5 protein-coding genes are annotated in these 6,423 nt (G+C 45.0%); 4 read left to right on the forward strand and 1 reads right to left on the reverse strand.

The window, feature by feature from the left end; translation table 11 throughout:
• Nucleotides 1-125 precede the first annotated feature (125 nt).
• Nucleotides 126-1,058: a glycosyltransferase family 2 protein gene (locus AC805_RS04105; protein WP_055074235.1), complete on the forward strand. Its 933-nt coding sequence runs from the start codon at nucleotides 126-128 to the stop codon at nucleotides 1,056-1,058.
• Nucleotides 1,059-1,135: 77 nt separating this feature from the next.
• Here AC805_RS04105 and AC805_RS04110 read toward each other — a convergent pair whose 3' ends face one another.
• Nucleotides 1,136-1,633, reverse strand: coding sequence for a TIGR02652 family protein (locus AC805_RS04110; RefSeq protein WP_009629284.1), 498 nt, complete (start codon nucleotides 1,631-1,633; stop codon nucleotides 1,136-1,138).
• A 455-nt stretch (nucleotides 1,634-2,088) separates the two neighbouring features.
• On the opposite strand from AC805_RS04110, the gene AC805_RS04115 reads away from it, so the two are divergent.
• The 3 genes from AC805_RS04115 to AC805_RS04125 all read left to right on the forward strand — a co-directional run bounded on the left by AC805_RS04115 (nucleotide 2,089) and on the right by AC805_RS04125 (nucleotide 6,206).
• Complete coding sequence (locus AC805_RS04115; protein WP_055074236.1) at nucleotides 2,089-4,254, forward strand: ATP-binding protein; 2,166 nt, start codon at nucleotides 2,089-2,091, stop codon at nucleotides 4,252-4,254.
• Nucleotides 4,255-4,367: 113 nt separating this feature from the next.
• Nucleotides 4,368-5,255, forward strand: coding sequence for a DUF3598 family protein (locus AC805_RS04120; RefSeq protein WP_055074237.1), 888 nt, complete (start codon nucleotides 4,368-4,370; stop codon nucleotides 5,253-5,255).
• 63 nt (nucleotides 5,256-5,318) lie between these two features.
• Nucleotides 5,319-6,206 carry a DUF4436 family protein gene (locus AC805_RS04125; RefSeq protein ID WP_055074238.1) on the forward strand — a complete coding sequence of 296 codons (888 nt, stop codon included), beginning with the start codon at nucleotides 5,319-5,321 and terminating at the stop codon, nucleotides 6,204-6,206.
• The last annotated feature ends 217 nt before the right edge of the window (nucleotides 6,207-6,423 follow it).

The raw sequence follows: 6,423 nt of genomic DNA on the forward strand, positions 1-6,423 counted from the left end.
CCCAGTGAAGAATTAGACGTTGCGGCGCGAAGCGCCGCAACGTCTAATTCTTCACACTGTCTCATTTAAGATTGCGATTAACTTAAAATCCCTAATTTCATAACTAATTTCTGGAAAATATTTCTATGAAGATAACTGTAGTTGTGCCAACCTATCTGCGTCCTCAAGACCTAGCACGATGCTTAACAGCTTTGAAGTTACAAAATCGTCCTGTGGATGAGGTATGGGTGATTGTCCGCGATACCGATCGCGAAACTTGGCAATTTCTGGAAAGCTACGATCGCGAGGCATTACCTTTGCATACGGCGACAGTAACCGTGACGGGCGTAATCGCCGCGATGAATATTGGGCTTGATGCGGCAGGGGGAGATATTGTTGCCTTTACTGATGATGATGCGGCTCCCCATCCAGATTGGTTGCAGAGGATAGAAGCTTACTATCTAGCTGACGAAAAGATTGGCGGGGTTGGCGGTCGAGATTGGGTATATTACGGCACAAAGCTGGAGGATGGAGCGAAGGCGGTAGTCGGTAAGTTGCAATGGTTTGGTCGGGTGATTGGCAACCATCACATTGGGAGCGGTGAAGGGCGTGAAGTTGATGTTCTCAAGGGGGTAAACATGAGTTTTCGTCGTCAGGCGATCGCTGGCTTACATTTCGATCACAGAATGCGGGGATCGGGTGCACAGGTACATTTTGAGCTGGCTTTTTCATTAGCGATGAAAAAACAAGGTTGGAAATTAATTTACGATCCGCAAATCGCGGTCGATCACTTTCCCGCTCAACGCTTTGATGAGGATCAACGCCATGCCTTTAACTCTCAAGCCTCAGTCAATGCCGTCCATAATGAGACAGTTGCCCTATTGGAATATCTATCACCCCTGCATCGATTTGTTTTTGCAATCTGGGCGATCGCGATCGGCACATCTGAGGCCTTTGGCTTATTGCAATGGTTGAGGTTTTTGCCGAAAGACGGCAACATTGCGAACCAAAAACTAAGGGCAGGGTGGGGCGGACGCTGGGAGGGCTGGCAGACTTGGCGCAAGACCACAGCAAAATAAACAAGCATTGACTGGCGGCGCTTGCGCCGCCAGTCAATGCTTGGGGTTTGAGTGACTGTAGCTATAGTAGCGATTCATTAAAACGAACGGAAATAGGGATAGCCTTTGGGCGTGCCCAACTCTTTTTCGATCTCGAAATTGATGATTCCCCAACGGGCTTCCTGCTCTTCGGGAGGGCTAAATTCTACGTTTAATCCATAGAGTTTTTGAATATTAGAACCGATCGCAGTAGTTTCGAGGTAAGGAATTACCAGATTTGTATAGCGTTGGGCGATGGTCACCTTAAGGGCACGATAGCCTTGCGTGTAAAGTCGATCAATACATTCATGGATTTCAAAACGAATCCCATCGGGATGAATATGTTGTCGATACCATTCATCGTTCCATAGTCTCCATTGGCGATCGGACTGCAAATGGACGAGATCTTTGCAATTGCGATCGACCTCAAAGGCTCCATGCCTAGGACAAAGATAGGTGTCAGTCAAAATTAAAGCAGGAATAATTTGCCGACAATGGGGACATTTAATTTCAGAGCCGAAGATCGGATATTGCTGCACCGAAGGGACTGTCCTCATGACTTCTTTAAATTTGTGACTCAGCTAGATTTTAACATGTCCATACATGTCCATACATGTCCATACATATTCATACTCCTTTCCCACTCTTAAAGAATGGTCGTTTTAAAAAGGAAAGGATTTATACGGTAAGGATTGGCGGCGCGAAGCGTCGTCCATCCCTATACCAAAGCAGAAAATGACTACGCCATTTTCTGCTTGGAAAAACCAAACCACAGAGCGAACCGCCCGCTTAGCAGGCGGTTCGCTCTCCCTAAATACTTACCTAAAAGAATTAGGTAGAATAAAGTGAATAACTAGGGAGTGGCTTTGCTTCCCCCTAATTATTCACTGGCGAAAAGAGTGTTGAACACAAAAATCTAAATTGTGGTTCAGATAACACACTCTAGAAATTCGGAAGCAGCTAGAATCTTTAAATGAATATTTAGTCCAATTCGCAAGTAAGTAAGGTTAGGATGGCAAAAGCCAACCCAAAAGCCCAGTGGGGAACAATTTTAACCCGTGCTAACCACGCAGAAAAGTATCTGCGATGGTTTGTGGAATTCTGTCCCGTGCCGATCGCAATGTTCGATTGCGATATGAACTATATACTGGTGAGCCAGCCTTGGGTCAAAATGCTTGGTATCCCACGCCTCAAACTAATTGGTACCAATCTTTATGATTCCTTACCGAGGGCGATCGCCCATAAAAATGGTTTGGAGCGCTGCTTAAGCGGTGGTCAGATGCATTATGCAGGGGAAATTGAGATTATGACTCGTGGTGAGTCAGCTCATACTTTTCAGTGGAATGTGCAGACATGGTATGGAGATGACGGCTCCGCAGGGGGCATAATTATTGCCAGTCAGGAATTAACCGATCCCCTGAGCTCGTCCTTAAAACAACAGCTATCAGAGGAAATTGAGGAACGTCGATATCTAGAAGATGCTTTTACCAAGATTGGTACGGCGATTGAGAGTGCTAATGATGCGATCTGTATTACTGATGAGACGGGGAAGCCGATCTACATTAATCTGGCTTTTAGCGATCTATTTGCCTATGATCTATCAGCATTGCAGGAAGAGCAAAACTTTGCCTGCTTATTTGCTGATATAGAAACTTCTCAAATAATTCACAAGGCAGTCATGCGTGGTGGTAATTGGTCGAGCGAACTACATATGCGCGATCGTCATCGCCAAGATGTGCCCATGGCGCTTCGGGTCAATCCTGTCAAAAATCCATCGGGTCAGGTGATCGGTACGACCTATGTCTGTACAAATATTAGCGATCGCCAAGTTGCAGAAGCCGAAATCAACAAAAGTTTTGCAGCCCTCGGCGCAACCCTTGAGGCAACTGCCGATGGTATTTTGGTGTTAGATGAATGCCGCAGTATTACTATTTGCAATCAAAAATTTGTCGAACTATGGCGCATTCCCGATCGCATTTTTACATCTCATAACGATACCCAAATCCTTGAATATGTGACCCAAAGGATTACCTCATCTAAGTATCTACATAACTTTGGTAAGGAGTTAAGCGGCGACCAAAATAGCTTCGAGGTCGTAGAACTCGATGATGGTCGCACTCTAGAATGTTATTCGCAACCCCAACATGTTTTAGATGGTCGTGCGGGGCGAGTGTGGAGTTTGCGCGATATTACCGAACGTCTTGCTGCTGAAGCTCTCGTCCGCGCCTCTGAAGAAAAGTATCGCCTGCAAGCTGAAAAACTAGAATATGCGTTACAAGAGCTAAAAAGTACTCAATCGCAATTGATTCAAGCCGAAAAAATGTCTGGACTTGGGCAATTGGTGGCGGGGATTGCCCATGAAATTAACAATCCCGTGAACTTTATTTATGGCAATCTCTCCTATGCCGATACCTATACGGCCGATCTCTTGAGTCTTGTAGAGGCATATCGCGTAACTTATCCAACGCCAGTCGAACCAGTTCAAGCGAAGTTGCAGGAGATCGATATAGATTTTCTTGCCAAAGACTTTACAAAATTAATTGGTTCCATTCGCCTTGGTGCTGAACGGATTCATAAAATCGTCCTGTCCCTCAATAAGTTCTCTCGCAGCGATGAAGCAGGGGCTAAGTATGTGGATATCCATGAGGGAATTGATAGTACTTTGATGATTTTACAAAGTCGCATTAAATCTACCCCTAGTCGTCCTGAGATTCTCATTAACAGAGACTATGGCGATCTTCCTGAAGTCGAATGCTATGCAGGACAGCTAAACCAAGTGTTTATGAATTTGCTGACCAATGCGATCGATGCCCTTGAGTCGGATGCCGAGCATAATGGTCTGTGGCAAATGGTGGACGATAAACCACAATGGACGAGAAAAGATGGCAAAGTATCCACAATCCTGATTAGGACGGAAATTCTTAACGATCAACCTCAGGGCGATCGCTTAGTCGTTAAAATTGCCGATAATGGTAGTGGTATCCCTGAAGATATTCGTAACCGTTTGTTTGACCTATTTTTTACGACTAAGCCCGTTGGAAAAGGTACGGGTTTGGGACTATCGATCGCTTACCAGATCGTTACTGAAAATCATGGCGGTAAGCTTTCTTTTCGGTCTGAAGTAGGGATTGGGACTGAGTTCACCATTGAAATCCCCTTAAAACAATCGCAAAAGTAAGGACTTGCCTGAAGATATAGCTGCCGCTAGAAAGAGAGTGGCGGTGCGAAGCGCCGCCACTCTCTTTCTAGTCCTGATACACTAGACAAAAATTGGTTTGGGAATAAAAAATTATGCGATCGCAATGGGAATGTTTGCTCCAAAATCTTGGCTGTTGGCAAGGTTCCTTTACGCGTATATCCCCAAGTGGCGAAATCTTAGAAGACATTCCTAGCGAAACCAGTCTGGAACTGCAAGCCGACCACCAAACCATGCGTCAGGTAGTGCGACGCTTTTATGGGGGACAGCCACAGGACTTAGTTTTGGAATACCGCACTCTCAACCGCAGTACCAGCTTTTTTGAGAACGGGGCTTTTTCGCAGGGCTCGTTGCAATTTGCCCCCTATAGTGAATTTGGCGCAGAGCTAGGCTTGATTTATGGCGATCGCCGTTTGCGGTTAGTAGCTCTCTACGATAAAGCCAGTCACCTGAACTACTTTACGCTCATTCGTGAGCATTTACCCCATAGCAATAGCCCCGAGCGTCCTCCTTTAACAATAAATGACTTAATCGGTAAATGGGAAGGTTCTGCGATGGTAATTGCTGCTGATTGGTTCGAGCCTGAGAGTATATCCACTACGACGGAATGGCAATATGATGGCGATCGCGCGATCATGTCCCTGCAAATGCAGACAAACAGGGGATTGCAAACGATTACCTCAACTGGCAGGCAAGATGCTCATTATCCCCACATCCTCAACTTTGAGGGAGATAATTTGCCCGATTCCCTATCGACCGATCAAATTACGCATCAAATGACGGATCAAATGACGAGCCAGACCTTATTTTTACCCGATGGCGCATCGATAACCTGTCCGATCGCGATCGTTAACCGTCAGCCATTTCAATTATCCCTGTCATGGCTCATCGAGCCAGATCTACATCAACGGATAATCCGCACCTACGATCGCAAGGGAGAATGGACTAGCCTCACCCTAGTGACCGAGCGCAAAGTGGGGTAGTCTGAGTAGTGATTTGTTAGTAAATCATCAATCCCCTAATTCATAATTACTGAGTTAAACTTTATGGAAGGTACTGCTCGTAAGCTTCTTGGGAAACGCATCATTCTTATCTTGCTATTCTTAGCCCTCTTTATTGGTGCATTCTCTAGCGCTCTCTATTTCTACCAAAACGATCGCACTCAGCGATCGGCCGATCTGAGCTTTGGCGATGATAAAATACCGAATCGTCTTGATATTGATATTAATCTATTGGCGATCGACCCCATTAAAGGCGAACTGACTCTTCGATTTGCGCCTAAACCAGAAGGAACTTATTCAACGAAAGAATTCTACCTCGCCAAAGATCTAAAACTTTTTACGGGCATCGAAAGCGGTAAATCTGAAGTTACTCTTGAAAAAAATCACATTCTCGACTCCGTAACGGGGACAATCTCTATAGTTAATGGTAGGGTTAGCGATTATCCCTTTGATTTCCATGTCTCTGACCTCTACGTCTTTTTTACCAATCCTAAAGATGATAAGGAAGAAATTCCCATAGTAGTACATTTCTATGGAGCCGTATCAGGCTATAACGTTGATGCAGACTATATTCCGAAGAATGAGTTTGAGTCTACCGACGAAGTCAAGGGGCTGCGGATAAAAGTATCGCGATCGATCATCACTAAATCCTTTTCTATCTTTTTGATGCTTGCCATGTGGTTGATTGGCTTAGTGATATTCACCATGTCTATCGTCGTGCTTTGGCAACCCCGTCCCATTGAGTTTGGTATGTTTACCCTCATTGCTGGTATGTTATTTGCTTTGCCAGCGGTGCGAAATCTCCAGCCTGGAGTTCCTCCCTTAGGAGCATTGTCGGATTTCCTATGTTTCTTCTGGGCTGAAAGTCTAGTCGCTTTTTCCCTACCTATTCTCTTTTTCACTTGGCTAGTCCGCTATAAACGACCTAGTTAAGGGAATTGCTATTGCAGTTTTCATTTTGCCTACGGCAAAATGAAAGCTCAAAATCCTTACTAGGATTGTTGTTTGTTTTCAAATGGGTATGCACTCATTTGAAAACCGCAATATTAATTAAAGTACCTGTGGCTTCGACTTCGCTCAGCCAACGTTAGCTGAGTGAGGTCGAAGCTAGATAAATTTGGTGGGACATTTTTTATCCGCAAGAGCCTAA

The organism is Pseudanabaena sp. 'Roaring Creek' (assembly GCF_001402795.1).
In the GTDB taxonomy this organism is placed as follows: Bacteria; Cyanobacteriota; Cyanobacteriia; order Pseudanabaenales; family Pseudanabaenaceae; genus Pseudanabaena.